At 53.6% G+C, this 24,748-nt stretch carries 24 protein-coding genes, 1 tRNA gene and 1 pseudogene; 19 read left to right on the top strand and 7 right to left on the bottom strand.

Going from position 1 to position 24,748, the window contains the following annotated elements:
- Window positions 1–5 precede the first annotated feature (5 nt).
- From trpB to H7F11_RS01580, 15 genes are all read left to right on the top strand, one after another.
- Window positions 6–1,205, top strand: coding sequence for a tryptophan synthase subunit beta (trpB, locus tag H7F11_RS01650; protein ID WP_193649668.1), 1,200 nt, complete (start codon window positions 6–8; stop codon window positions 1,203–1,205).
- Window positions 1,202–2,017, top strand: a complete 816-nt coding sequence (trpA, locus tag H7F11_RS01645) for a tryptophan synthase subunit alpha (protein ID WP_193649669.1) — start codon at window positions 1,202–1,204, stop codon at window positions 2,015–2,017. Before trpB ends, trpA begins: the two co-directional genes overlap by 4 nt.
- On the top strand, window positions 2,014–2,898 hold the full coding sequence (accD, locus tag H7F11_RS01640; protein ID WP_193649670.1) for an acetyl-CoA carboxylase, carboxyltransferase subunit beta: 885 nt from the start codon (window positions 2,014–2,016) through the stop codon (window positions 2,896–2,898). The genes trpA and accD overlap by 4 nt, the downstream gene beginning before the upstream one ends.
- Before the next feature lie 9 nt (window positions 2,899–2,907).
- A complete protein-coding gene (locus tag H7F11_RS01635) occupies window positions 2,908–4,200 on the top strand; it encodes a bifunctional folylpolyglutamate synthase/dihydrofolate synthase (RefSeq protein WP_193649671.1) in 1,293 nt (430 codons plus the stop codon).
- The gene (locus H7F11_RS01630; protein ID WP_193649672.1) at window positions 4,176–4,694 is read left to right on the top strand and encodes a CvpA family protein; all 519 of its coding nucleotides are present in this window, start codon (window positions 4,176–4,178) and stop codon (window positions 4,692–4,694) included. Before H7F11_RS01635 ends, H7F11_RS01630 begins: the two co-directional genes overlap by 25 nt.
- A complete protein-coding gene (purF, locus tag H7F11_RS01625; protein ID WP_193649673.1) occupies window positions 4,684–6,129 on the top strand; it encodes an amidophosphoribosyltransferase in 1,446 nt (481 codons plus the stop codon). The genes H7F11_RS01630 and purF overlap by 11 nt, the downstream gene beginning before the upstream one ends.
- A complete protein-coding gene (locus tag H7F11_RS01620; RefSeq protein ID WP_193649674.1) occupies window positions 6,126–7,343 on the top strand; it encodes an O-succinylhomoserine sulfhydrylase in 1,218 nt (405 codons plus the stop codon). The genes purF and H7F11_RS01620 overlap by 4 nt, the downstream gene beginning before the upstream one ends.
- A gap of 63 nt (window positions 7,344–7,406) precedes the next feature.
- Window positions 7,407–8,000 carry a CBS domain-containing protein gene (locus tag H7F11_RS01615; RefSeq protein WP_193649675.1) on the top strand — a complete coding sequence of 198 codons (594 nt, stop codon included), beginning with the start codon at window positions 7,407–7,409 and terminating at the stop codon, window positions 7,998–8,000.
- Window positions 8,001–8,041: 41 nt separating this feature from the next.
- A complete protein-coding gene (locus tag H7F11_RS01610) occupies window positions 8,042–9,367 on the top strand; it encodes a hemolysin family protein (protein WP_193649676.1) in 1,326 nt (441 codons plus the stop codon).
- Between the two features lie 12 nt (window positions 9,368–9,379).
- The gene (queA, locus tag H7F11_RS01605; protein WP_193649677.1) at window positions 9,380–10,423 is read left to right on the top strand and encodes a tRNA preQ1(34) S-adenosylmethionine ribosyltransferase-isomerase QueA; all 1,044 of its coding nucleotides are present in this window, start codon (window positions 9,380–9,382) and stop codon (window positions 10,421–10,423) included.
- Entirely contained in the window at window positions 10,423–11,538 is a 1,116-nt protein-coding gene (gene tgt / locus H7F11_RS01600; protein ID WP_193649678.1) for a tRNA guanosine(34) transglycosylase Tgt, read from the top strand. Before queA ends, tgt begins: the two co-directional genes overlap by 1 nt.
- Window positions 11,539–11,579: 41 nt before the next feature.
- A complete protein-coding gene (gene yajC, locus H7F11_RS01595; protein WP_193649679.1) occupies window positions 11,580–11,915 on the top strand; it encodes a preprotein translocase subunit YajC in 336 nt (111 codons plus the stop codon).
- 9 nt (window positions 11,916–11,924) lie between these two features.
- On the top strand, window positions 11,925–13,709 hold the full coding sequence (gene secD, locus H7F11_RS01590; RefSeq protein WP_193649680.1) for a protein translocase subunit SecD: 1,785 nt from the start codon (window positions 11,925–11,927) through the stop codon (window positions 13,707–13,709).
- Between the two features lie 9 nt (window positions 13,710–13,718).
- A complete protein-coding gene (gene secF, locus H7F11_RS01585; protein WP_010642068.1) occupies window positions 13,719–14,669 on the top strand; it encodes a protein translocase subunit SecF in 951 nt (316 codons plus the stop codon).
- 90 nt (window positions 14,670–14,759) lie between these two features.
- Window positions 14,760–14,851: transfer RNA gene (locus H7F11_RS01580), tRNA-Ser, on the top strand.
- Between the two features lie 377 nt (window positions 14,852–15,228).
- On the opposite strand, the pseudogene H7F11_RS01570 reads toward H7F11_RS01580, so the two are convergent.
- Window positions 15,229–15,468 (bottom strand): annotated as a pseudogene (locus H7F11_RS01570) (transposase); the annotation flags it as partial.
- Between the two features lie 843 nt (window positions 15,469–16,311).
- On the opposite strand from H7F11_RS01570, the gene H7F11_RS01560 reads away from it, so the two are divergent.
- The gene (locus tag H7F11_RS01560; RefSeq protein WP_193649681.1) at window positions 16,312–16,734 is read left to right on the top strand and encodes a PLDc N-terminal domain-containing protein; all 423 of its coding nucleotides are present in this window, start codon (window positions 16,312–16,314) and stop codon (window positions 16,732–16,734) included.
- Window positions 16,734–17,741 (top strand): phospholipase D-like domain-containing protein, encoded by a 1,008-nt coding sequence (locus H7F11_RS01555; protein WP_193649682.1) that lies wholly within the window; start codon window positions 16,734–16,736, stop codon window positions 17,739–17,741. Before H7F11_RS01560 ends, H7F11_RS01555 begins: the two co-directional genes overlap by 1 nt.
- A gap of 224 nt (window positions 17,742–17,965) precedes the next feature.
- Here H7F11_RS01555 and H7F11_RS17170 read toward each other — a convergent pair whose 3' ends face one another.
- From H7F11_RS17170 to H7F11_RS01535, 4 genes are all read right to left on the bottom strand, one after another.
- Window positions 17,966–18,058, bottom strand: a complete 93-nt coding sequence (locus H7F11_RS17170; RefSeq protein WP_405055097.1) for a hypothetical protein — start codon at window positions 18,056–18,058, stop codon at window positions 17,966–17,968.
- 268 nt (window positions 18,059–18,326) lie between these two features.
- Window positions 18,327–18,773: an Hsp20/alpha crystallin family protein gene (locus H7F11_RS01545; RefSeq protein ID WP_024894748.1), complete on the bottom strand. Its 447-nt coding sequence runs from the start codon at window positions 18,771–18,773 to the stop codon at window positions 18,327–18,329.
- Window positions 18,774–19,401: 628 nt separating this feature from the next.
- A complete protein-coding gene (locus H7F11_RS01540; protein ID WP_193649683.1) occupies window positions 19,402–19,815 on the bottom strand; it encodes a tetratricopeptide repeat protein in 414 nt (137 codons plus the stop codon).
- Between the two features lie 175 nt (window positions 19,816–19,990).
- Window positions 19,991–20,557 carry a hypothetical protein gene (locus tag H7F11_RS01535; protein WP_193649684.1) on the bottom strand — a complete coding sequence of 189 codons (567 nt, stop codon included), beginning with the start codon at window positions 20,555–20,557 and terminating at the stop codon, window positions 19,991–19,993.
- 611 nt (window positions 20,558–21,168) lie between these two features.
- On the opposite strand from H7F11_RS01535, the gene H7F11_RS01530 reads away from it, so the two are divergent.
- Together H7F11_RS01530 and H7F11_RS01525 are read left to right on the top strand one after the other, a co-directional pair.
- Window positions 21,169–22,227, top strand: a complete 1,059-nt coding sequence (locus H7F11_RS01530) for an IS630 family transposase (protein WP_193657988.1) — start codon at window positions 21,169–21,171, stop codon at window positions 22,225–22,227.
- A gap of 90 nt (window positions 22,228–22,317) precedes the next feature.
- Window positions 22,318–22,455 carry a hypothetical protein gene (locus H7F11_RS01525; protein ID WP_193650173.1) on the top strand — a complete coding sequence of 46 codons (138 nt, stop codon included), beginning with the start codon at window positions 22,318–22,320 and terminating at the stop codon, window positions 22,453–22,455.
- A gap of 124 nt (window positions 22,456–22,579) precedes the next feature.
- Here H7F11_RS01525 and H7F11_RS01520 read toward each other — a convergent pair whose 3' ends face one another.
- Window positions 22,580–23,014, bottom strand: coding sequence for a hypothetical protein (locus tag H7F11_RS01520; protein WP_227485171.1), 435 nt, complete (start codon window positions 23,012–23,014; stop codon window positions 22,580–22,582).
- Window positions 23,015–23,070: 56 nt separating this feature from the next.
- Window positions 23,071–24,708, bottom strand: coding sequence for an IS66 family transposase (gene tnpC / locus H7F11_RS01515; RefSeq protein ID WP_193650164.1), 1,638 nt, complete (start codon window positions 24,706–24,708; stop codon window positions 23,071–23,073).
- Window positions 24,709–24,748: the final 40 nt, after the last annotated feature.

The following is a 24,748-nucleotide window of genomic DNA, read 5'->3' as shown; positions in this document are numbered from 1 at the left end:
AGAATATGGACAACTACGAGCTGCCGGATGCAATGGGGCATTATGGACCCTATGGCGGACGTTTTGTGGCGGAAACGCTGATTCCGGCACTGGATGAATTAAACCAGGCTTATCAGGAAGCTCAGGCCGATCCCGAGTTTCGCGCGGAATTACACAGTGAATTGCGGCAGTTTGTCGGGCGTCCCAACCCACTGTACCACGCCGAGCGCATCTCCCGCAGACTGGGTGGTGCCCAGATTTATCTGAAACGGGAAGACCTGAATCATACGGGCGCTCATAAAATCAATAATGCCGTGGGACAGGCATTATTGGCCCGGCGCATGGGCAAGAAGCGGGTCATTGCGGAAACGGGAGCAGGGCAACATGGCGTGGCTACTGCGACGGTGGCCACTCGTTACGGTATGGAATGTCTGGTGTATATGGGTGAAGAAGATATTCAGCGGCAATCCAGCAATGTTTTCCGGATGCGTTTGCTGGGTGCTCAGGTGGCGGCCGTAAGCAGTGGCACCCGCACGCTGAAAGATGCGCTCAATGAAGCACTGCGGGACTGGGTCACCCATGTGGACAATACGTTTTATGTTATTGGTACTGTAGCAGGCCCCCATCCTTACCCTGCCATGGTCCGGGATTTCCATCGGGTTATTGGTGATGAAGCGCGGGCTCAGTGTCTGGAGCTGACCGGTCGCTTGCCGGACGTGTGCGTAGCCTGTGTGGGTGGTGGCAGTAATGCCATCGGCCTGTTTTACCCGTTCATCAATGACCAGTCGGTGCGTCTGATCGGTGTGGAGGCGGGGGGGCTGGGCCTGGGTACCGGCCAGCATGCCGCACCACTGACGACAGGGCGTCCAGGGGTGTTGCATGGTAATCGCACCTATCTCATGGAAGATGAAGACGGCCAGATTCTGCCAACCCACTCGATCTCGGCAGGGCTGGATTATCCGGGTGTAGGACCGGAGCATGCCTACCTGAAAGATATTGGTCGTGCTGAATATGTGTCAGCTACGGATCAGGAAGCCTTGCAGGCCTTTCACGAACTGTGCCGCACGGAAGGCATCATTCCGGCCCTGGAGTCCTCCCACGCTCTGGCCCATGCCTTTGCCATCGCGCCCGGCATGCGTTCAGATCAGACCATTATCGTCAATTTATCGGGCCGGGGTGACAAGGATATTCACACGGTCGCGGCTCTGGAGGGTATTCATTTATGAGTCGTCTAGCGGCCATGTTTGCGCAGTTGCAACAGAAAAATCGGGCTGCCCTTATCCCCTTTATTACCGCCGGCGATCCTTCCCTGACGGCAACTGTGCCCCTCATGCATGCCCTGGCAGAATCCGGAGCGGATGCGATTGAGCTGGGCATGCCCTTTTCCGATCCCATGGCAGATGGACCCAGTATTCAGCGGGCCAGTGAACGCGCCCTCGGGCGTGGCGTCAAGTTGCGGATGGTCCTGGAATGGGTCCGCGAATTCCGGCGCAGCAATCAACAGACGCCGGTCATCCTCATGGGTTATCTGAATCCGCTCGAAGCCATGGGTATGGCCACCTTTGCGGAGTTGGCAGCAGGGGCTGGCGTGGATGGGGTTATCATTGTCGATCTCACCCCCGAAGAGGGCCGCGAGGAATCAGCCTTGCTCAAGGCCTGTGGTGTGGACCCCATTTTTCTGCTGGCTCCCACCAGTGGCGCGGCGCGGGTGCAGACGGTCCGCGAACTGGGCAGCGGTTTTGTTTACTATGTTTCCTTGCGGGGCATTACCGGGGCTGCGCAGTCTGACTGGCCCGAGGTCCTTAAACGGGTTGGTGAATTGCGCCAGGAGTTAGCGTTACCAGTAGCCATCGGTTTTGGAATTCGTGATGCCGAGACAGTGGCACGGGTTGCCCAGGGTGCGGATGCCGTAGTGGTAGGCAGTGCCCTGGTGGAACAACTGGCCGATTGTCGCGATGATCAGGCAGCCGTTCTGACCGCCAAAAATTTTATTCACGAGTTGGCGGGTGCCGTACAAAAACCCCGGAGTGTTCAATGAGCTGGTTTGACCGGGTATTACCCCCCAAAATCAAGAAAAAACCCGATCCGCAGCCGCAAGCGACGGAAAACAAGCGCACAGTACCCGAAGGGCTCTGGTCCAAGTGCCCCACCTGCCAAACGGTTTTGTATCGTACCGAGCTGGAAGAAAATCTGTTTGTCTGTCCCAATTGTGGCCATCATCAGCGCATTACGGCCCGGCAGCGTCTGGATTTTTTTCTGGATGCGGAGCCGCGCCTGGAAATTGCCAAGGAATATGTCCCTGTCGATCCCCTGCGTTTCAAAGATCAGAAGCGCTACAAAGAGCGTTTGCAGGAAGCCCAGACCAAGACCGGTGAAAAAGATGCTATGGTGGTCATGCGCGGCCTGCTGCACGGACGTCCGGTAGTCGCTGCTGCTTTTGCTTTTGAATTCATGGGGGGGAGCATGGGTTCGGTGGTCGGTGCCCGTTTTGCCCGGGCGGCGGAAACTGCCCTGGTAGATCGCTGCCCATTGGTCTGTTTTTCGGCCAGTGGTGGTGCCCGTATGCAGGAAGGTCTGTTGTCACTGATGCAGATGGCGAAGACTTCGGCGGCTGTTGAACGCCTGGCCAAGGCCGGACTTCCTTTTGTTTCGGTGCTGACGGACCCCACCATGGGCGGCGTTTCCGCCAGCCTGGCGACCCTGGGCGACGTGCTGATTGCCGAGCCCAAGGCCCTCATTGGTTTTGCCGGACCGCGCGTCATCGAACAGACGATCCGCGAGAAACTGCCGGTGGGGTTTCAGCGTTCGGAGTATTTGCTGGAACACGGGGCTATTGATCAGATTGTGGATCGCCGCCAGTTGCGCACGGTGATCGGTGAAATACTGGGGATGCTGACCCAGTCCAGCAGCAAACCCTAGGGGCTGATTGTGCTGCAGAGCAGGGTGTTGACGGATGCCCTCAGTGATCAGGTGATTCGCATGGCCGGCCCGCCGGAACGGATTGTCCTCGGTCTGGAGCGTATGCTGGCGGCCATGGCTTTGCTGGGTTTGCCCGCGCGTTTGCCGATGCCGGTCATTACCGTGGCCGGTACCAATGGCAAGGGTTCTACGGTGGCTTGTCTGGAGACTTTTTATCGACAGGCCGGTTACCGTGTTGCCGCTTATACCAGTCCGCATATCTGGACCTTCAACGAACGCCTGCGGCTGAATGGCACATCTGCTCCGACATCTGACTGGGTTGCTGCGCTGGATGAAATAGCGACAGTTGCCGGAAGCATTACCCTGACCTTTTTTGAAATCACTACCCTGGCGGCTGTGAAAATTCTCTGTGCGGCGCCGGTGGATCTGGCCATACTGGAGGTCGGACTGGGTGGGCGACTGGACGCTGTCAACGCCTTTGATCCGGACTGCAGTGTGCTGACTACGGTAGACCTGGATCATCAGGACTGGCTGGGGCCGGATCGACTGTCCATCGGTCGGGAAAAATCCGGAATTTTTCGGCCCAATGTGCCAGCTCTCTACGGGGATGCCGCAAATCCCTGCGCCTCGGTGCTGGAAACAGCAGCACAACATCAGGTGCCATTAAAATTACTCGGCCGGGATTTTCATTTTGATGCGCAGGCCCGCCGTTGGTGGGGATTTGGTCAGACCGTGGCAATCCCTGAACCGCTCTGGCCCGCTCCTGCACAATGGCAGAATCTGTCCCTCGCCCTGGCCGCCGTCTGGTTTTTGCAAAAAGAATTACCTGTTTCCGATGCGGCATTAAGCCATTGGTCAATCCGGCCTGATTTACCGGGCAGGGCACAGCTGTTACGGCCTTGGGGAGAAAACGGTCCGCGTCTGATTGTTGATGTCGCCCACAATCCTCAGGCAGTGGCACAATTGGCAACGCTGTTGGAGGGCCAGGGCGGGCGCTGCCATGCCGTAGTGGCCATGCTCGCCGATAAAGACGTTGCAGGTACCCTGAAAAACTTGCTCAGGCGTGTAGAAGTCTGGCATGTTCTGGAAATAACCGATACGCCACGTGCCGCCAGTGCTGCCAGTCTGCAGAAATGTTTGTGGGAAATGGGCGCTGCTCATGCGGAAATTGAGGAAAACATGCAAACCGCTCTTGATGCACTTGGTTCCGTTTTGGCTGCCGATGATATGATTGTCTGCTTTGGGTCATTTCATCTGGTCAAGCAGTTGCCCCGGCAATGGCTGGATGGTACCAGCGTGTGAATTACTGGCTGGATATTGTCGTCGTCGGACTGGTCGTATTATCCGCCCTGTGGGGACTGTTTCGGGGCATGGTTCGCGAATTTTTTTCATTGGCGGCCTGGGTTGGTGGATTTTATGTAGCCTGGACCTGGGGGGGGAGCTGGCTGGCGCCCCAGTTGTCCCATGATATTCCTGTCGGATGGCGGGTACCCTTAGCTTCTTTTATCCTGTTTTTTGGCTGTCTGGTAGTTGGAACCCTGTGCGCTTTTGTGGTGCGTAAGTTATTATACGGCATTGGCTTTGGAGCCACCGACCGGTTTCTGGGCACTTTTTTCGGATTCCTGCGGGGCTTGGTGCTGATCGCCATTCTGGTCACATTGGTACAATCTTCGGATTTGTCCCATGAGTCCTGGTGGAAAAACTCCTGGCTGGCGCAGGAGCCCATAAAACACTGGTCACAATCGTTGACGGCGCCAGCCGTGTCCTATTTGGAGTCGCAGAAAATTGCACACTGAACGTTGGGAAGAACAATTGATAGAAGATGATCATTTCCATGATGAATGTGGAGTGATCGGCGTTTTTGGGCATCCGGAAGCCGCCAATCTGACTTATCTCGGGCTTTACGCCCTGCAACATCGTGGTCAGGAATCTGCCGGTATTGTTTCTGAAGATCAGGGCAAGTTATTTGTCCAGCGGGGTATGGGACGGGTGGCGGATGTGTTTGGTCTGGAACAGATCAGCCAGCTGCCCGGCGAGCAGGCCATTGGTCATGTGCGTTATTCCACGGCGGGCGGTTCTGTGCTCAGGAATACTCAGCCGATTTTTATCAATTACCGGCATGGCGCTTTTGCTGTCGGGCATAATGGTAATCTGGTCAATGCGGATGAATTACGCCTTCGTCTGGAACAGGAAGGCGCTATTTTTCACACGGATATGGACACGGAAGTCATCGTCCACCTGCTGGCGCGAGTGCCCGGAGACGACCCTGGAACCCGTCTCGCTGCTGCACTGAAACAGGTTTCGGGTGCTTATTCCCTGGTTTGCCTGACCGAAACCCGCCTGATCGGCGTGCGCGACCCCATGGGTTTTCGTCCCCTGGTTCTTGGTCGTCTTGTTGATTCCGGGGGGTTTGTGCTGGCTTCCGAAACCTGTGCCCTGGATTTGATGGGTGCTGAATTTGTCCGGGATATTGAGCCCGGCGAACTCATCATTATTTCCAAGGAGGGCATTGAAAGCCGCAAGCCTTTTGCCCCTGCCGAACGCAGAATGTGTGTGTTTGAATACATTTATTTTGCGCGACCTGATAGTGTGCTGGATGGCACCCATGTGTATTCGGCGCGTAAGCAGATTGGCAAGGCCCTTGCCCATCTGCACCCGCGCGAGGCTGATTTGGTGGTACCCGTGCCGGACTCGGGTGTCGCTGCGGCCATGGGTTATGCAGAAGCTTCCGGTCTTCCCTTTGAGCTGGGCCTGATCCGTAATCATTATGTCGGTCGCACGTTTATCCAGCCCGCCCAGCGTGGCCGCGATTTTGGCGTCAAGGTCAAACTCAATGCCCAACCCAATATTCTCCGTGGTAAACGCGTCATTCTGGTAGATGACTCGATTGTGCGCGGCACTACCAGTGCCAAAATCGTCAATCTGGTGCGCGCTGCCGGGGCGCGTGAAGTACATTTTCTGGTCAGTTCACCACCGACAACGGGCCCCTGTTATTACGGCATTGATACCCCGGACCGCTCCCAATTGATTGCCGCCCAGCATAGTATTGAGGAAGTGCGTAAAATCATCGGGGCGGACAGCTTGGGCTATATCAGTCTGGAAGCGCTGTACGAAGCGGTGGGTGCGCGCACCCAGGGATTTTGTGATGCCTGTTTCAGTGACGACTATCCGTTGCCTACCCCGGAAGGTCATGGCTCCCGTCAGTTGCACCTGCTCAAGGAGGTGAAATGAGTTCAGAAAATCAGGATGCGGATTGGACTGCTCAATTGCGTCCGGAAACCCTCGCCATTCGTTCGGGCATTCATCGAACCCAGGAACAGGAACACAGCGAAGCCATTTTCCCGACTTCCAGTTTTGTATTCAACTCCGCTGAAGAAGCGGCCGAGCGTTTCGCCGGGCGAGTCCCGGGGAATATTTACGCGCGCTTTACCAATCCGACAGTGCGCACATTTGAAGAACGTCTGGCCGCTCTTGAAGGTGCTGAGGCTTGTGTAGCGACCGCTTCAGGAATGGCCGCCTGCATGACGGCCTTCATGGGGTTATTGAAGGCTGGCGATCATATTGTCGCATCGCGTTCCATTTTCGGTACGACGGTACAGTTTCTCAGCACCATTCTCGGACGTTTCGGGGTGGAAACCACCTTTGTGCCCCTGGCGGATCTGGAGGCCTGGAAAGCCGCCATTCGTCCGCAAACCCGCTTGCTGTTTCTGGAAACCCCTTCCAATCCCCTGACGGAAATTGGCGATATGGCGGCTTTGGCCGATCTGGCGCATCAACACGACGCCTGGCTGGTGGTGGATAATTGTTTCTGTACTCCGATACTTCAGCAACCTCTGCGGTTTGGGGCCGATCTGGTGTTACATTCTGCCACCAAATATCTGGACGGGCAGGGCCGGACTCTGGGTGGTGCCGTGTGCGGCAGTAACGCCCTGTTGAATAATGGACCCCGCAATTTTGTGCGCACCGCCGGCCCCAGCCTGAGTCCGTTTAATGCCTGGGTGCAGCTTAAAGGACTGGAAACTCTGGCTTTGCGCATGGAAAAGCATTGTCAGAACGCCCAGCAAATTGCTGAGTGGCTGGTGAGCCGTCCGGAAGTGGAAAAAGTGTATTTTCCAGGCCTGAAAACGCATCCGCAATATGCCCTGGCCACGCAGCAACAAAAACGTCCAGGTGCCATCCTCTCCTTTGATCTGAAAGGTGGGCAGGCGGCAGCCTGGGCTTTCGTCAATGGCCTGCGCCTGCTTTCCCTGACTGCCAATCTTGGGGACGCCAAAACCACCATCACCCACCCGGCCAGCACGACCCATAGCCGGGTCAGTCCCGAAGCCCGGGCTGCTGCAGGTATTGGCGACGGCTTGCTGCGCATCAGTGTCGGACTGGAACATGTAGATGATCTGCGGGATGATTTGCAAAGGGGTTTTGCGGCCGCAAATAGCACTGTCTGATTTGCGCTATGCTGTATTTACAGAGAGTTGTTTCCCTATCATTAAACTTACGGAGAAAAAGAGATGACAAGATTCCGTGCCTTACAACGTTATGGCCTCGAGCCGGATACCCGCATTTGTCTGTTTGACAATGGTTTGCCCTTGAGTCTCAAGCCGGAAGACTCCGCACTGAAAAGCATGACGGATCTGCGCCGCGTCCCGGCCGCATCCACGAAGCCGGAGTCCACTATTGATCAGGCCATGCAGCGCATGATTCATGTGGGCGTACGCCTGTTATTTGTTCTGGATGATTTGGGGACCCTGGTCGGCCTGATTACCGCCCGGGACATCATGGGTGAAAAGCCGGTGCGGCTGGCTGCAGAAGAGCATGTCGCCCGTGATGACATCAAGGTCCAGAATATCATGGTGCCCCTTGGACAAATTGATGTGCTGGATTTTCCCGAAGTAGAACGCTCCACTGTAGGAGACATTGTCCTCACCCTGCGCAAGGCCGGCCGCCAGCACGCTCTGGTACGTGAAGAGACGCCACATGGCATTGAAATACGTGGAATTTTCTCTATCAGCCAGATTGCCCGGCAGCTGGGTGTAGCCCTGCAAAGTAATGATGTGGTGCAAAGCTTTGCCGGTTTGGAGCAACTCATCGCCAGTGATGACTAAACACATTCCGAGCAAAACGCTGCAGATGGGGGCCTGCCCCGGTGACTGAGGCAAACGGGCTGCTACTGGCAGCCCTCCTGATTTTTCTCAATGGATTTTTTGTGGCGGCCGAATTTGCTCTGGTCCGCCTGCGCAGTACCCATGCGCGTACGCTGGCCCAGGAACATGGGCTGCGTGGGCGAATTCTGGTGCGGATGCATGCGCGTCTGGATGCTTATCTTTCTGCCACACAATTGGGCATTACGTTTGCCTCTCTGGGAATAGGCTGGATTGGTGAGCCCGCCATGGCGCATCTACTGGAGCCGGTGTTCCGGTTTTTCGGAGTTCGAGACCCGGCTCTGCTCCATTCCATCGCCCTGGCAGTGGGCTTTGCCCTGGTTTCATTCGTGGTTATTGTGATTGGTGAGTTGGTGCCCAAATCTCTGGCCATTCGTAAAGTCGAAGCTGTTTCCCTGTGGACGGGCGCTCCGCTCTACGCCTTCTATTGGCTGATGTATCCCGCCATTTTTATTCTCAACGGGGCAACACGCATTGTGCTGCGTCTGTTTGCCCTGCGTCTGGATCAGCATGCCGGCGATGCGCCGCATTCCCGGGATGAACTGGCGATGATTCTTGCCCTCAGCCAGGCTCAGGGAACCCTGGGTCAGCGCACCGGTGATATTCTCGACCGCACGCTGGACTTCAATGAACTGACGGCCGGCGATTTGATGCGTCCCGCAGCAGACATGATATGCCTGATGCGCGAGGAGAGTTCCGAAGCAACCCGGGCGATGATGTTGCGCCATCGTTTTACCCGCTACCCGGTCTGCGAAGGCGACCGCCAGCATGTGATTGGTCTGCTGCATGTGAAAGACGCTTTTGCGCAGATGGCGCGCCATGATAATCTGGGCGATCTCAAAAACCTTTTACGCCCCTTACCCTCAGTCAATAAAGCCATGCCTGCCATGGACCTTCTCAGCCATTTCCGTACCGGTCACCCGCATTTTGCGCTGGTGGTGGATGACCTCGGCACAATCACCGGTTTTGTGACGCTGGATCATGTTCTGGAAAGTCTCCTCGGCGTTATCCCCGACGAATTCCGCCATCAGCGCAAGGAGTGGCAGCGCCGTCTGGATGGTAGCTGGGTGGGTTCGGGAAGTCTGTCTCTCTATTCCCTGGAGCGTTGTCTGGATCGGGATATTGACGAAGATGCAGCAGATACCATCGGTGGGCTGATCATGCGCCAACTGGACAGGGTTCCGGAAGAAGGCGAAAGAGTAGAGTTTCCCGATTTTGATGTTCTGGTATTGCGCAAAAAAGGCCCGCGTATTACCCAGGTGCAAGTCATCCCGCATCCTGAGAATGATGCGTCGGACTGGTTTTCCTGAAAAAGGGACAAGATGCTGAAAAGTGATTTCACCTACGATTTACCCCCGGAACTCATTGCCCAGGAGCCACTGTCAGAGCGCAGCGCCTCGCGGATGCTGGTGATTGATGGTAATTCTGGGCACTGGCGGGATAGCTGGATTCGTGCGTTGCCAGAATACCTCAATCCGGGTGACTTGCTGATTCTCAATGATACCCGGGTGCTACCGGCCCGACTGCATGCCCACAAGGATACGGGTGGTGCCGTCGAGTTGTTGCTGGATCGTCTGCTGGGAGAGGATGAAGGCTGGTTTCTGGCCAAATCTTCCAAAGCCTTGCGACCCGGCATGATGTTACAACTGGCGCAGGGCGATCGTGCGGAGGTGCTGGAAAAAGACGGGATGGATGTCCGCCTGCGTCTGCACCGGGCTTCCTGGTTGGCGGTGCTGGAATCAGAGGGCACCATGCCCTTGCCCCCCTACATTCACCGTGCTCCCGAAGCCCGTGATCAGGAACGGTACCAGACAGTCTATGCCGATAAACCGGGAGCAGTTGCCGCACCAACGGCCGGTCTGCATTTTGATAAGGCCTTACTGGATGCCCTGGATGCCCGAGGCGTGGAGCGCCGTTTTGTGACCCTGCATGTGGGGGCAGGGACTTTTTTGCCGGTCCGCAGCGAGCAGGTGCAAGAACATCAGATGCATGCCGAAACCCTGATTGTTTCCCCGGAAACCGTGGCAGCCATCACGGCCACCAAAGCCCGGGGCGGACGGGTGATTGCGGTAGGGACAACAGCCTGCCGGGCACTGGAAACCGCTGGACAGGACGGCACCTTGCGTCCTTACGTGGGTGAAACCCGCCTGTTTTTGTATCCCGGCAAAAAATTTCAGGTGATTGATGCGCTGCTGACCAATTTCCACTTGCCCGAGTCAACTCTGCTGATGCTGGTTTGTGCTTTTGCCGGTACTGAATGTATGCTCGCCGCCTATCAGCATGCGGTTGCCGCCCGCTATCGTTTTTTCAGTTATGGAGATGCCATGTTCATTACCCCTGCAGCGCTTTCGCGGTGCTTGCCCTGATGGGTATTTTTGAATGTCTGGGTAAGGATGGTGCCGCCCGGCGCGGTATTGTCCACTTGCCCCGGGGAGATATTCAAACGCCGGCATTCATGCCGGTAGGGACCTATGGCACCGTCAAGGCCATGGCCCCGGAAGAACTGAAAGCCATCGGTGCGGACATTATTCTCGGTAACACCTTTCATCTTTTTCTGCGTCCGGGACTGGAAGTCATCACCGCCCTCGGCGGCCTCCATAAAATGATGCACTGGGACCGTCCCATCCTGACCGATTCTGGTGGCTTTCAGGTGTTCAGTCTCGGCGCGCTGCGCAAGCTCCGTGAAGCGGGTGTGGAATTTCGTGCGCCTACGGATGGTCACAAGGTTTTTCTGGGACCGGAAGAGTCCATGCACATTCAGGCCGTGCTGGGTTCGGATATAGCGATGGTTTTTGACGAATGTACGCCGCATCCGGCGACCTACGAAGAAGCACGGTTCAGCATGGAGCTCTCCCTGCGCTGGGCGGCACGTTCCCGCCGGGCTTATCAGGGACCGGGTCAGTTGTTTGGCATTGTCCAGGGTGGAATGTATGGCGATTTACGTCAGCGTTCTCTGGAAGGTTTGCAGAAACTGGATTTTCCGGGCTTGGCCGTGGGTGGTCTGTCGGTGGGTGAAAGCAAGGCCGAGATGATGGAGGTACTGGAAAATCTCATGCCGCAGATGCCTGGCGACCGACCCCGCTACCTGATGGGTGTGGGCACGCCGGAAGACCTGGTAGAGGGGGTGTACCGGGGCGTGGATATGTTTGATTGTGTCATGCCGACCCGGAATGCCCGCAATGGCTGGCTGTTTACGCGCTACGGCATTCTCAAGCTCCGTAACGCCAGTTACGAAAAAGATCCACTTCCTCCTGATCCGGAATGCAGTTGCTATACCTGCCGCAATTACAGCCGGGCTTATTTGCGGCATCTGCAGCGTAGCCATGAAATATTGGGGGCGCGCCTGAATACCCAACATAACCTCCATTACTATCAGGAGCTCATGGCGGGGCTGCGCGAGGCCATTGTCCAGGGCCGTCTGGAGGCCTTCCGGAAGGAATTTTATCAACGCCGTGCCGCGAGTTCCCTCATTGACGCCTAAAGGCTACAATGGGCGCCCTCAAACCTGATCAGGAGTGAATCATGAGTTTTTCACCGATTGCCAATGCCTATGCCGGAACTGCAGCCGGTGGTGGTTCAGACTCTGGACTGATCATGATTGTCTATATTCTGGTCTTCGGGGCAATTGTCTATTTTATGATGATTCGTCCGCAGATGAGAAAATCCAAGGAACAACGCCAGCTCATGGCTTCCATCTCCAAGGGGGATGAAGTGATTACCCTCGGCGGCCTCGCCGGACGCGTCATGCAACTGGGCGATGAATATTTGCATATTGAAGTCGCTGAAGGGGTTATCGTAAAAGTCCAAAAGGCGGCGGTCACCCTGTTGCTTCCCAAAGGGACTCTGAAAAAACTTTAAGGCCTGTTCATGACCCGTTATCCGTGGTGGAAGTACCTGATCATTCTCCTGGTTGTCATACCTGCGCTGCTTTATGCACTGCCCAATTTTTACGGTTGGCATGCTGCCGTGGAAGTCCGCGCCCCGATCGGAACGATCATTCCGCCCGTAACGACCCTGCAAGGCTGGCTTCAGGACGCCAAAATTCCGGTGAGCAGCGTCCGTAGTGATGCCCAGGGCAGCACATTTTTTTTCCCCAACGATAATGCCCAGGGACTGGCCGAAACTTTGTTGCAGAACAAGCTTCCGGCCAACGCCCAGGTGATTCTGTCGCAAATGTCCGCCGAGCCCGACTGGCTGAAATCCATAGGCGGCAAGCCCGTAAACCTCGGACTGGATTTGCGCGGTGGCGTATATTTGCTCCTGCGCGTGGATACCGATGCAGTCATCAAGCACGCTTTGGAGCAGGATAGCGGCAGTCTGCGTACTTTTCTGCGCCATAAAGATCTGCAATATCTGGCTGTGAATACTACCGGGCCTGATGCTCTTGCCATCGAAATGGCCAGTCCGGCTTTGGCTGTGGAAGCGCAAAAAGTGATTGCCCGGCAATACCCGGATTATGCTGTCACTGTACAACCCAAGGGCATAATCGACGTCACCATCACGCCCGACGCTGCCAAAAAAATGAAAGACGATGCCTTGCAGCAGGCCATTGTGGTGATTCGTAACCGTATTGACGAACTGGGCGTATCTGAGCCGGTGATTCAGCGCCAGGGCGTTGAGCATATTGCCGTACAGCTTCCCGGTGTTCAGGATACCCAGCGCGCCAAATCCATCATTGGTTCCACGGCACAACTGGAATTCAAGATGGTGGATGATCAGGCCAACATGGCAGATGCCCTCAAGGGCCAACTTCCGCCGGGAACCGCCCTGTATTATGGCCTGCATAATTCACCCTATGTGCTGTACACCGATACGGTGCTGACGGGTCGTTATCTCAGCAATGCCAGTGCTGGCGTGGATAACAATAACGGCGAATCCATTATTAACGTCAGTTTCAATAATGCCGGTACCCGGATTTTTGGCGATCTGACCAGCAAAAATGTGGGCAAGCGCATGGCCATTCTGCTCGATAACAAGGTGGTTACGGCACCGGTGATTCGTGAAGCCATCACGGGAGGCAGAGCCCAGATCACCGGATTTGCCAATCTCAAAGCGGCCAGCAATGCCGCCATTGAACTGCGGGCAGGCGCCTTACCTGCGCCTGTTCACATTTCCGAGGAGCGCACGGTTGGTCCTACTCTGGGGCAGGATTCCATTCATGATGGTGTCATGGCGGTGGTGTTCGGCATGATTTTCGTGGTGGCCTTCATGACCATTTACTATCGGGCTTTTGGTCTGATTGCCGATCTGGCCATTCTCGTCAATATTCTCGCCATTCTGGCCGTGCTTTCCCTGATAGGCGGCACCCTGACCCTGCCGGGTATTGCGGGTATTGTGCTGAAAATTGGTCTTGCCGTCGATGCAAACGTGCTGGTGTTTGAACGCATCCGCGAAGAACTGCGCCATGGCATGAGTGTCCGTGCGGCCATTGATGCCGGGTTCAAAAAAGCCTTTGCTACCATTGTGGACTCCAATATTACAGTGTTGATCGCCGCGCTGGTGCTCTTCCAGTTTGGTACCGGTGCCATCAAGGGATTTGCCCTGGTGCTGACTATCGGGGTCATTACCTCCATGTTTACTGCGACCATGATGAGTCGCGGTATTATCGAACGCGTCCTCGGTAAGCGGCGCATTCAAAAACTGTATATCTGAGGCCGCATCATGGAATTGTTCAAAGCCCGTACTCATGTGGATTTCATGTCGAGGCGCCGGATATTCCTCGGAATATCCGCCTTGTTGATTGTTGCCTCAGTAGCCGTATTTTTCGTGCGTGGGCTAAACTACAGTATTGATTTTACCGGCGGCACTTTGGTGGAGCTGGCCTTCAGCAAAACCCCGGATTTAGGCGCAGTGCGCGGTACCCTGACTACTGCCGGTTTTCATAATGTGGTGGTGCAAACCTTTGGTGGCGATCGTGATCTGTTGATTCGTCTGCGTACCCAGCCGGGCGAAAGCAGCGCCGTCGGTACCAAAATTCTTCAGGTATTCCAGAAAAATCAGGCGGCTTATCCTGACGTGCAATTACGTCGCACCGAATATGTGGGCCCGGAAGTCGGCAAGGAACTGCGCAATAAGGGCATCATGGCCCTGATTATTGTTACCCTGGGTATTTTGATTTATGTCGGTTTTCGTTTTGAATGGCGTTTTGCTGTGGGTGGTGTATTGGCCATGCTCCATGACCCCATTCTGGTAGTAGGATTTTTTGCCATCACCCAGGAAGAGTTCTCACTGACAGTTATTGCGGCTTTGTTGGTGATCATGGGTTACTCGCTGAATGATACCGTGGTGGTGTTTGACCGGATGCGTGAAGATCTGCGCGCCTCCCGAAGTGGCGACGTCGCGCAGGTTTTTAACGTGGCCATTAATGAAACCTTGTCGAGAACGGTCATCACCAGTTTCATTACCTTCATGGTGGCTCTCTCCCTGTTTCTGTTCGGGGGACCGGTGATTCATGGTTTTGCCACCGCCCTGGTGATTGGCGTTGTAGTCGGTACCTATTCCTCCATTTTTGTTGCCAGTCCTATTGCCCTATGGCTGGGACTGAAGCGTGAGCATGTTCTCAAACGCCAGTTCATCAGCTCCAAAGATCGTAATGATGGCGCACGGTTATAAGTCAGGCCGAACCTCTTGGCAAGCAGTGGCTGAAACCTTTTATACAAGGACTTGCCGAAGACTGCACGAAAGCTTAATGTATGCCTCCACGGAGAGGTACCGAAGTGGCCATAACGGCGCCGACTCGAAATCGGATGGGGGTTAATAGCCCCACGTGGGTTCGAATCCCACCCTCTCCGCCAAAACAATTATATAACAATTTGATCTATAATAAAAATAGTTTTCTTAAGGCTAATTTATCTTATCTTTGCTCTTACCCGGTAAAAATTCTTCTTCGTACACCCCTCTTAATCTTTCTCAGTATCCAGCCGGACAGGCGTGCGTTCCATACAGGCATTGAGCGGGCGCAATGGCAACTCAGACTCCCAGAAGCATCGGTTGAAGCGATAGGCAACTCATCCCGGTATTCCTGGGGGAATTGCCGTTGACTCCATTGGGAGGTTCGAAAAACTTGCTTTCCTGACGGATATTAGCTTCAAGAATCAGGATTCAGGACATTTTCCTACGGATTTTGTAGTAAGCGGTATTTTTCATGGCCATATTTCCATGATTTTCTGAATTACGGGCATACTGCTGCCCTGATTGGCCCCTTTTCGAGAAAGGCTAGGCGTTTGATGTTGTAGGTCACGACCATCATGGTCATCGCGGCGAAGCTTGCACGTATCTGGCCGATGGCCCGAATACGCTTGCCACCCATTTGTTCCATGTCTGCAAAGACGTGTTCTACCCGCGCCCGTACTTTGGCGATGTTGTGGTTTCGCCGCTGCTGGCATTCAGAGAGAGGATGGTTACGGCCTCCCGGGTATCCGCAAAGAAGCCATCACCAGCCCCCGTTGCTGTTGTCCGCCATATGCTGGAGCACGAAACATGCAGGTTAGACTCAGATTTACCTGACGCCCATGCATGCTGCACATAAAAAGGTAGAACGCGGAATCGAGAATATTCGCAGAAGGTTACGGATGGTTCGGCAGACTGCGGAACAGTACATTGGGCGCTCACATTGGACGCTTCTCGTCAGCTACATTACCGCGCAAATTACCCAAAAACCATGGACCCCCCCGGGGGCCTTTCCAGCCGTTGGCGGGCCGTAACTGCATTTTCTAGGTTAATGTAAAACTGAAAAGTGGTTGTGGTTAGGCGGAGCCGCAATTACCTGCCGCGTCGCTTAATCTTCGTGCGTCGATATTCAGTGGCGTAGTCGCTCATTTATGTCGATCATGGTCTTTAGCGTCTCCGAGAGGAATATTACTGGTATTTTTGTGTTTCACCCGTAAAGTAAACCTCCATCAGCGAAGAAAACCAAATTCTATCGAATGAATAATGTCAGTTCAGCGGAGGTGGGCACCCAATTTGGGTTGACGGGGCCGACATCTTTCGCTCAAACTGATCCGATATGGAAACTTTAAGTAGGCAATAGTTGATCTGTTACCTGTATTAGTTCATTATTTTTATGAGCGAAATTCCGCCGCCCTTCCGAGAGTAACTGCGCTCTGATGAACCGCCACCTAAAACCACTATAAAATATGTTCAATGTTTACAAATGAGCATAAGGAGAAATATTTTAAATTTATAGAAACATATTTCTGGTATTGTCTGCTGGTGGAGCTTTCTCCAATGAAACCATGGTTAGGAAAATATTTATATGCTTATATTTCTATGGCTAACTTATGTTGTGCTTTCCATAATTACTTCAATAAAAGTTGTTCTGAACAAGCGTAACCCATTGGCCGCTGCATTATGGTTGGTCATTATATGGCTGGCTCCCTATTTAGGGGTTTTCTTTTATTTTATGTTAGGGATCAATCGCGTCAAACGCAAAGCGGTTGGAATGCGGAAGGGATTGCACCGGTACAACCATCCTACTTTGGAAAAGTTCATTGTAACCGAAGGCAAACTAGATCTTCATGAAATCTCTTCGTATTACATTCCTCTAGCAAAATCTATTCATAGGCTTGCAGAACAAAGCCTGATTGATGGAAACGAGATTGAGCCATTATTTACTGGTAATACGGCCTATAATGCCATGTTAGAAGCTATTGCTTATTCAAAAAATCTATCGTGCTAATGACATATATTTTTCATGCTGATGGCATTGGAGTGAAATTTATTTCTGAATTGCGTCAAGCCCACGCTCGTGGCGTTGTAATTCGCGTGCTACTGGATGGAGTGATGGCACATCTTACACGTCCATCTGTAGTTCATGCACTCCGTAATGCAGGCATTCCTTTTGCATTATTCAACTCACCATTGTTGGCTCGCCAGTTTATTTTCCTAAATTTACGGAGTCACAGGAAGATCTGTGTTGTAGATGGTCGCATCGGATTTACTGGAGGATTCAATATACATCGCGATTATTGGTCGTCCAACCCGGATGAAGTGGTGCACCAGGACACGCATTTTCGGGTTACTGGACCAATAGTGGCGCAACTGTCAACGGTGTTTGTGAACGAGTGGCTTTACAGCTCCGGGGAGACTTTGCGTGGCGAACCATGGTTTTTAGAGGAAGATGAAATCCCGCATGAAGGTAGAGTGCTGGCGCGTGGCATTGCTGCTGGACCGAATGAACAGCAGGAACGCTTGCGAGGTTCCTATCTCACCGCGCTGAACGTGGCCCAAAAATCGGTCAAAATCATGTCACCATATTTCATCCCTGATGAGGTGTTGATTGCAGCGATTGGTGATGCTATTAATCGCCAAGTTGAAGTGGACATTTTTATCCCCAGAAACAACAGTAAAATATTACTAGCAGCCACTATGGGAACCATCAACGAGATCCTTGAGCATGGCGCACGCCTATGGTTATGTCCGCCACCTTTTAACCATTCTAAGCTGATGATAGTGGATGATCAATGGTTATTAATGGGTTCTGGTAACTGGGATGAACGCAGTCTTCGGCTTAATTTTGAATTCGATGTTGAATGCTATAATGCGCTGCTCGTCAATAAAATAAATACGTTATTCCGCACGCATCAAAATTCCGCAACACAGTTTACTTATGCCGAATACTTGAAACGGCCATTTCACCATCGGCTATTTGATGGTTGCACACGCATATTTTCCCCATTTTTATGATGCAGTTTATTACAATGAGATGAACATCTCCTTCCACTATTAGGCTTATCGCCATGCATCACAGGCCGAATATCAGGTAGCACCCCCGGCTTCTATCATCAGTGCATAGGAAATACCTGCCCGTATCCGTATGGGTGCATTTTGTGCGATACCCGTTTGATGGCGATGGTATCGGCCGTTTTGAAGCCTCTTTCGTGTATGTCCCGAGCCAGCCTTTAGGGTTCTTATGACATTATCCGAACAGCAGCAATGCCATAAGTTTTAAAAATCCGCACAGCGCGGGCGGTCCCAACACCATGGGTATGCAGGAACAGCATGATCTCCCTGATTACTTTCTGGTCTGCCCAGGTGGTAACCATCCGTTCCCGGCGAATGGGTCCGATCCCTATCAGACTTTTGGTTCCTTCTGGCACGTGTTGCCAGAAAATAGGCGGGGTTGCTGTTGCGTAAACCGGCGAGGGATTCAGTCATCAGGATCAATTCCGGTACTGAATACTCTCATTGGTATAGCCATGTGAATCTCCTTTCTCAGCAGACAAACAAGTCGGAATGGCTTCCGGTAAACCAGAAGCCATTCCAGATCGCTCAGGAAATGGTGATCCTCTTCCGCTTGGCGGATTCCGTTTTTGGCAGTACCAATTCAAGTACACCATCTTTAAAGGTCGCCTTTACCTGATCACTATTGATATCCACCGGAAGTTGAATCGTCCGGGAAAACTCGCCGTAATGCCGTTCACGATATACATAGTTCGCGTCTTTTTCCGTTTTCTCCTCTTGTTTCACACCACCAAGGTAAACTTGGTTACCATGCACCTGGATATCCAGATCGTTCTTTTCAACACCGGGTATTTCAGCTTTGAGAATAAAGGCGTCATCCCGGTCAATAACATCTATATTGGCAACCTGTGGATAGGATTGTCTACGTAAAGATGCCGGGGAAAAGAATCCGGGCATAAACGTGTCAAGTACGCCTTCCAGTGGATCAGTCGGACGCACATCCATAACCGTGGGACGGGATACTTCTTTAGCCATGGTGTATACCTCCATCTTATGACAATAACCTTTTAACAATCATAGCCTGCTCTCAGGCTGAAAGATTTATGGGTACGCTCCACTAAAATTTCAAGGAGCTGCACAATAGCATCTAAGCGAATGGAATCCGTTTCCTCCAGAAGCCTCGATAGCTTTCTAGATAAATGCTTGAAGCCAATAAAAGCCGGGAAAGTGTGCCACAGGAGCCGAAAGCGCCTGTGTTAAAAAGAGTCGTGAAATGCTGGAGAAAATGGGGATATTCAGGAACCAATCATGAGAAGATGATGTCTTGTTACCTCCAATTTACTTCATTGACATGCTGCTGTAAGTAATGGAATAGATGCCCCATACAAGAGGTAGACGCAGCCTTTTTGCCCAACTACCTGAGGTGGAAGTATTTACAGGATGCATGATCATTTTCGCTCTAGAGAGCTTACATTGCTTTGTTTGTCTTTTGCATTGTTGAGAGTGTGTTTGATGGCGTGCCAACGAAGAGGGGGCGACTCTTGTTGGGCTCAAAAAGCCGTTCTATATGGGTGTGGCCTTGATGACCAATCCAGAATCCCCAGAAGGCCGCGAATAAAACTACCGCAAGGATCTTCAAGGTACGCTTGAGCACAAAATTGGCTCATTTCTTGCGATCTTTTGCAGATTGTTGCCACCAATAAACGGCTTTATGCGTGTTGGTTGGTACACCCTCGCCGAAGTTGTAGGCGAAGGCCAGATGAAAAGCCCCATTGGCGTTTCCGGATTCTGCCGACTTACGAAACCAGATATCTGCTTTTTGCTGGTTTTTTGGAATCCCTCTCCCATAAAAGTAGCGCACACCTAAGGCGTTTTCTGCTGCAGAATCTCCAGCATGCGCCCATTTTACAAGTTTATTCAAAGACATTCCTGCCACTGATTTTGGCATCTCCGTTACATGCACTCGAAATTCGGGGACGTGATGAACCACTAACTCACCAGCCGTTGCTGCAACGGGAATTACGGTGAGACCAAAAGCAACGTAGCAAATGCACTGGCGACATAAGAGCGTGGACATAGCACCTTCCTGGTATAGGAAAATGCCCCGTGACGTGGGGCTGAATCCGTCAAAACAGCAACGAATTCACGGCAGATGCCTGATTCCAAGAGGTCCTTGGAGTATTCGCCGACATCATCTGCTGCTCGTGTTCAGACACCGCGAGCTGGTCTTTGGGGTATATCTCGTAATGCTATCAAATAGGCAATTTAGGATGATCTATTTTCTCAGGATGCTTCCAGCGTACTGACAGGATCTCGTGACTGGCCAAGGGATTTATGGGGGCTGCCAGTACATGGGATGTCTGAATGGGCGTCCTCATCTCCGTTCCAGGCAAAAACAATCGGGTCATCATGACCGGTTCAGGGAAGTTGAAGGCTGGACCGATGAAAGGACCAAAAGATACCCGCATGAGCTGATTCATTTGAGCGATCTGTCGATCCATTGCCACCTGCATGGAGCGCATCTGCCACAAACTCCGATTGATCAGCGCTTGCGCCTGTACTGGAGAGAGATGGCTGGCAGTCACCTGCAAATGTCCGGGATGACCTTGTGCCCCCCAAGTGACCGTTTGTATTTGGATGACACCACCGGGAATATGAATAGTTTTGTTTTCCGCAGAAACGGGAATCGAATGGCCATCCACTGAAACATAAGCTGTCGCCGCATGGGCGAGGGGTAAGGCCATAGTCGCACCGAGAAGGGGCAAGCTCGCCAAGGCAAGCCACTGGCGTTTTGTTTTCGAGAGAGGGTTTCTTTTCATGACTATCCTCCTTGCTGTAAAAAACCCTGGGACCAAAACAATCGGATGGAAGTGTTCTTCCATCCGAAAAGACCGGAGTTCCTATCAGAAAGTTCCCTGCCAGTCGGGGTCGAACTTGACGAGGCGATGATTGTTCACGGTTTTGTTTGAAGCCTTTCACTGCAGAATCACCTGGAATTTGCTAGCGATATAATGGTCTTAGGCGGGTGAGCAATAGCAGATCATTTCGGATAGCATTTATGGATGTAATCAACAAATCGGTTATGGACAGGCTGGGTGCCCAATCCCAAGAATTTCGACATACGCAGCCTTACCCATGGATCCGTATTTCGGATTTTCTTTATCCGGAAAAGTTTGACCAACTCTGCAAGGATCTTCCTGATCCCGTTCTTTTTGAATCCCAAATGGGTTACAAAAGAGCGCACGGGCAAGCAAGCCATGATCGTCTCGCACTGCAATATCGACCAGCGCTGGAGAAAGTCCTGACGCCCAGCTGGAGGGATTTTATTCACGAATTGCACAGTGAGGCTTACAAGGATTTCTGGCGCGAGATGCTCGGTTTATTAATACGGCATGTAAATACCCGAACATCCTGTGATAATATATAGAGCATGGAAAGGATCGACGTGCGCAGTTTGACGATGGAAGGGAGGCAGATGCTTCGCCAGATGGTGGTTCGTCTGCGCAAGCAATCCGGGATGAGCGTGAAAGAGTTGGCCAAGGTATCTGGCGCACATCCCACGACCATTAAAGGCTGGTTGGCGCGGGCGCGTACAGAAGGAGAAAAAGGGCTGGGAGAGAAGCGCCGAGGTCGGCCGGTAGGTGCCTGTCGCAAACTGACCCTGGCCGCCGAGGCCTGGATACGCGATCAGATCGTCAAGGGTAACCCTCAGCAAATAAAGTTGCCTTTTGCGCTCTGGACGCGACCGGCGATACGCGCGCTGATTCGAGACCATTTTGGGGTGGATCTACAGGAGCGTCTGGTGGGTAAGTATCTCAAACGTTGGGGCTTTACTCCGCAACGCCCTGTCAAAAGGGCATTGGAGCAGAATCCAGAAGCAGTCCGTCAGTGGTTGGAACAGGATTATCCCCGCCTGCGCGCGCAAGCGGCCCAAGAGGGAGCGGTGATTTATTGGGGGGACGAGACGGCCGTCAAGGAAGATGCCCATTGGGTGCGCGGGTATGCGCCTCGGGGACAAACGCCGGTATTGGCGGTTCCCGCCCGATGGACCACGCTCTCCATGATCTCGGCGATTTCTCCGCAGGGCAAAGTCGCTTTCCAGATTGTCGAAGGCAGCATTGATGCGGAGCGTTTCATCACTTTTCTCACCGCCTTGATTCAGGACGCGCCCCAGAAAATCTATCTGGTCGTCGATAATCTGCGGGTGCATCATGCCAAAGTGGTAACGGCTTGGCTGGCAGATAAAAAAGACCGCATTGAACTGGTCTTTCTGCCGCCCTACGCGCCAGAATCCAACCCCGACGAATACCTGAATCGGAATTTCAAAACTGCTCTGCGCACAGGTGCAGTCAGCACGGACAAAAACTCTTTAATGGCAAAGGCAACGGCTTTCATGGATCGTCTGTGCCAAATGCCACAAAAGGTCGCCAGCTATTTTCGCCATCCTTCTGCCCGCTATGCTATGTCGGGTATTTTAAGGCCGGATTAATAACCTCCATCGAGACTCGGTCTACGCCGGAGAATGAAATAGAATGGGGGGCCAATTGGTGCGGTGATTTCAGGAGCGTGCGCGACCACGATGCTTAGTACGGGAAGCGACTGGCAATGGGCAGCACTGCTTTTCGGAGCGTTACCTTGTTTCTTGTTGGGCCTGCTCATCTTCGCGGCTCGTCATGTCGATCCTGTAAATGCTCGGGTAGGCTTCGTGGGTGTATGAACGAGAACGCGATGTCTTGATTTATGTCGTCCGCGCCGGTTCTCGACGAACGAGGATAGAGTTCGCTGCGACATGTATACTTACGGTCGGAGGGTAGGTAATTTCGGTGCCGCGCCGAGCGATGTCATTCAATATTGTCGCTGACACGCATCCATTCCGTCCCTTCGGCTTCGGGGATTTTGCCTAACGCCCGGCGTAGGGCGTCTTCACTGACGATCTTGCCCATCCCCAGAATATTGGGACTCACGCCATCACTGCGTAACGCCGTGACGTGGGCATAGCGGCGGTGACCCGCCAGAATAGAGAGGAACAAGGTCCCCAGCACGTCCCGTTTCTGTGGGGCATTGGGGCTGGTGTAGTGCAAGGGACTTTCTTCCACCCAAGTGTCAAACAGACCCGTGGTCTCCAGATAGGCGGCAAAAAACACCATCTGGCCCATGGGCGTTGCCGCAGATTCCTGGTCCCAGGATACCTGAATACGACCGCCCAGGGTGTCAACTATCATGGTCTGCACCGCCGCCGGAATAGCCTTCTGCGGGTGTTTTTCTGCTTCACCCATCGGGTGAACCTTCATCGTAAGCGTTCAGCGAACCCACCCTTGCGGATTGGCGCCAATCAGGCTAATGCAGATTTTTTCCAGTTCCACGGTAAGAGTTCGTGGAGTTTTTTGTTGGGCCAGGTCGGGAGCTTTTCGAGGACATCACAGAGGTACGCGAAGGGCTCGATACCGTTAAGCTTGCACGTTTCGATGATGCTGTAGAAGGACGCGGCCCGTTCACCACCAGCGTCGTTGCCCACGAACAAGAAATTCTTGCGACCAATGGCCACGCCCCGCAGCGCCCGCTCTACCGGATTATTGTCGATGCTGAGCTGACCTTCTTCGAGGTAGAGCGTTAGCGCCTTCCAACGCTTCAGCACATAGCCGATGGCTTGAGCGATGCCACTTTTCGGTGCCACCTGCATCTGGGTTTCCGTGAGCCAGATATGGAAGGCTTCCAGCAGGGGGCCAGCACGCTGCTGCCGGGCGACCACTTTCTGATCCGGTGGCGATGCCTTGATCTCCGTCTCAATGGCGTAGAGTTTGGCGATCCAGGCCAACGCCTTCTGGGCTACCGGACTGGGACCGCGCTGTTCCACGTCATAGAAGTGGCGGCGGACATGTGCCCAGCATCCGGCTTCTGTGACTTGTTCCTTGCGGTAGAGGGCATCATAGCCCCCATAGTCATCGGTCTGGAGGATGCCTTGCCAGTCGCCCAGAAAGTGCTGCGGGTGAATGCCCTTACGGTCCGGGGCGTAATCAAAGATCACGATGGGATGCGGGGCATCCGCCTGACTGCGATACACCCAGAGATAAGCTTTGTCCGTCTTGCCGCTGCCGGGGTTGAGGACCGGCAGCGGCGTCTCGTCGGCGTGCAGAATCTTTCCTTCCAGCAAGGCCATTTTGCAGGCTTCGGCGAGCAGGCTGATCCAGTACTCGCCCTGACCCAGCCAACTGCAGAGGGTAGCGCGTGAGATCGGTACGCCCGCTCGCTGGTACTGGGTTTCCTGCCGGTACAAAGGCAGATGATCGACATGTTTCGCCGTCATCACCTGAGCCACCATGCGCGCCGTGGGCAAGCCCTTGTCAATCACCTGGGCCGGTAATGCCGGACTTTCAAGGGTACCGCAGGGGCGGCAGGCCAGTTTGGGGCGGATGTGGCGAATCACCTGGAAGCGTCCGGGGATATAATCCAGCTTTTCGCTGATCTCTTCTCCGATGGTTTCGAGTGGCCCCCCACATTGCGCGCACGTGCACGTCTTGGGATCGTGATGCACTTCCACCCGGGGCAGATGGGCGGGGATCGCCATGCGGCCGGGGTGGCGTCGTACGGGATGGGCAGGGACCGTTACGGCCTGCGCGTCGGCGGCTGCTCCCTCTGCACGACCAGCGGTCACGGCTGCGCTATCTTCCAGAACGGTTTCGAGGAGGCTTTCCATCGCCGCGATTTCGGTATCCAGCGCTTCTTGCCAGAGACTGATCTGGTCGGGAGAGAGTTTTTCCGAACGGCGACCGAATCGCCAGCGCTGCAGTTTGGCGATGGTGCTTTCCAGGCGGGCAATGGTTTCATCGCGCAGGGCGATGGCCGCTTGCTGTTGGGCGATGATCCGGGTGCGTTCTGCCTCTTGTTCCTCCTGTTGTTGCAGCAGGCTCAACACCAGATCGCGCAAAGCGTCCGGGCTGGTGGGAAGAGGTACGGGAGTCGTTGAAATCATGGAAAAATAGTACCAGAAATGGTGTCTTTATACAAGCAAT

Origin of the sequence: Acidithiobacillus sp. HP-2, assembly GCF_015100155.1 — a bacterium.
GTDB lineage: Bacteria > Pseudomonadota > Gammaproteobacteria > Acidithiobacillales > Acidithiobacillaceae > Acidithiobacillus.
Note: the sequence above shows the minus strand (reverse complement) of the source record. Positions and strands in the feature narration are given on the sequence as shown.

What these genes read in the sequence shown, in the direction of transcription:
- trpB (WP_193649668.1), top strand. Translation starts at nt 6, where the DNA reads ATGGACAACTACGAGCTGCCGGATGCAATGGGGCATTATGGACCCTAT.
- trpA (WP_193649669.1), top strand. Translation starts at nt 1,202, where the DNA reads ATGAGTCGTCTAGCGGCCATGTTTGCGCAGTTGCAACAGAAAAATCGG.
- accD (WP_193649670.1), top strand. Translation starts at nt 2,014, where the DNA reads ATGAGCTGGTTTGACCGGGTATTACCCCCCAAAATCAAGAAAAAACCC.
- H7F11_RS01630 (WP_193649672.1), top strand. Translation starts at nt 4,176, where the DNA reads ATGGCTGGATGGTACCAGCGTGTGAATTACTGGCTGGATATTGTCGTC.
- H7F11_RS01620 (WP_193649674.1), top strand. Translation starts at nt 6,126, where the DNA reads ATGAGTTCAGAAAATCAGGATGCGGATTGGACTGCTCAATTGCGTCCG.
- H7F11_RS01615 (WP_193649675.1), top strand. Translation starts at nt 7,407, where the DNA reads ATGACAAGATTCCGTGCCTTACAACGTTATGGCCTCGAGCCGGATACC.
- queA (WP_193649677.1), top strand. Translation starts at nt 9,380, where the DNA reads ATGCTGAAAAGTGATTTCACCTACGATTTACCCCCGGAACTCATTGCC.
- tgt (WP_193649678.1), top strand. Translation starts at nt 10,423, where the DNA reads ATGGGTATTTTTGAATGTCTGGGTAAGGATGGTGCCGCCCGGCGCGGT.
- yajC (WP_193649679.1), top strand. Translation starts at nt 11,580, where the DNA reads ATGAGTTTTTCACCGATTGCCAATGCCTATGCCGGAACTGCAGCCGGT.
- secD (WP_193649680.1), top strand. Translation starts at nt 11,925, where the DNA reads ATGACCCGTTATCCGTGGTGGAAGTACCTGATCATTCTCCTGGTTGTC.
- secF (WP_010642068.1), top strand. Translation starts at nt 13,719, where the DNA reads ATGGAATTGTTCAAAGCCCGTACTCATGTGGATTTCATGTCGAGGCGC.
- H7F11_RS01560 (WP_193649681.1), top strand. Translation starts at nt 16,312, where the DNA reads ATGCTTATATTTCTATGGCTAACTTATGTTGTGCTTTCCATAATTACT.
- H7F11_RS01555 (WP_193649682.1), top strand. Translation starts at nt 16,734, where the DNA reads ATGACATATATTTTTCATGCTGATGGCATTGGAGTGAAATTTATTTCT.
- H7F11_RS17170 (WP_405055097.1), bottom strand. Translation starts at nt 18,058, where the DNA reads ATGCTGTTCCTGCATACCCATGGTGTTGGGACCGCCCGCGCTGTGCGG.
- H7F11_RS01545 (WP_024894748.1), bottom strand. Translation starts at nt 18,773, where the DNA reads ATGGCTAAAGAAGTATCCCGTCCCACGGTTATGGATGTGCGTCCGACT.
- H7F11_RS01540 (WP_193649683.1), bottom strand. Translation starts at nt 19,815, where the DNA reads ATGTCCACGCTCTTATGTCGCCAGTGCATTTGCTACGTTGCTTTTGGT.
- H7F11_RS01535 (WP_193649684.1), bottom strand. Translation starts at nt 20,557, where the DNA reads ATGAAAAGAAACCCTCTCTCGAAAACAAAACGCCAGTGGCTTGCCTTG.
- H7F11_RS01530 (WP_193657988.1), top strand. Translation starts at nt 21,169, where the DNA reads ATGGAAAGGATCGACGTGCGCAGTTTGACGATGGAAGGGAGGCAGATG.
- H7F11_RS01525 (WP_193650173.1), top strand. Translation starts at nt 22,318, where the DNA reads ATGCTTAGTACGGGAAGCGACTGGCAATGGGCAGCACTGCTTTTCGGA.
- H7F11_RS01520 (WP_227485171.1), bottom strand. Translation starts at nt 23,014, where the DNA reads ATGGGTGAAGCAGAAAAACACCCGCAGAAGGCTATTCCGGCGGCGGTG.
- tnpC (WP_193650164.1), bottom strand. Translation starts at nt 24,708, where the DNA reads ATGATTTCAACGACTCCCGTACCTCTTCCCACCAGCCCGGACGCTTTG.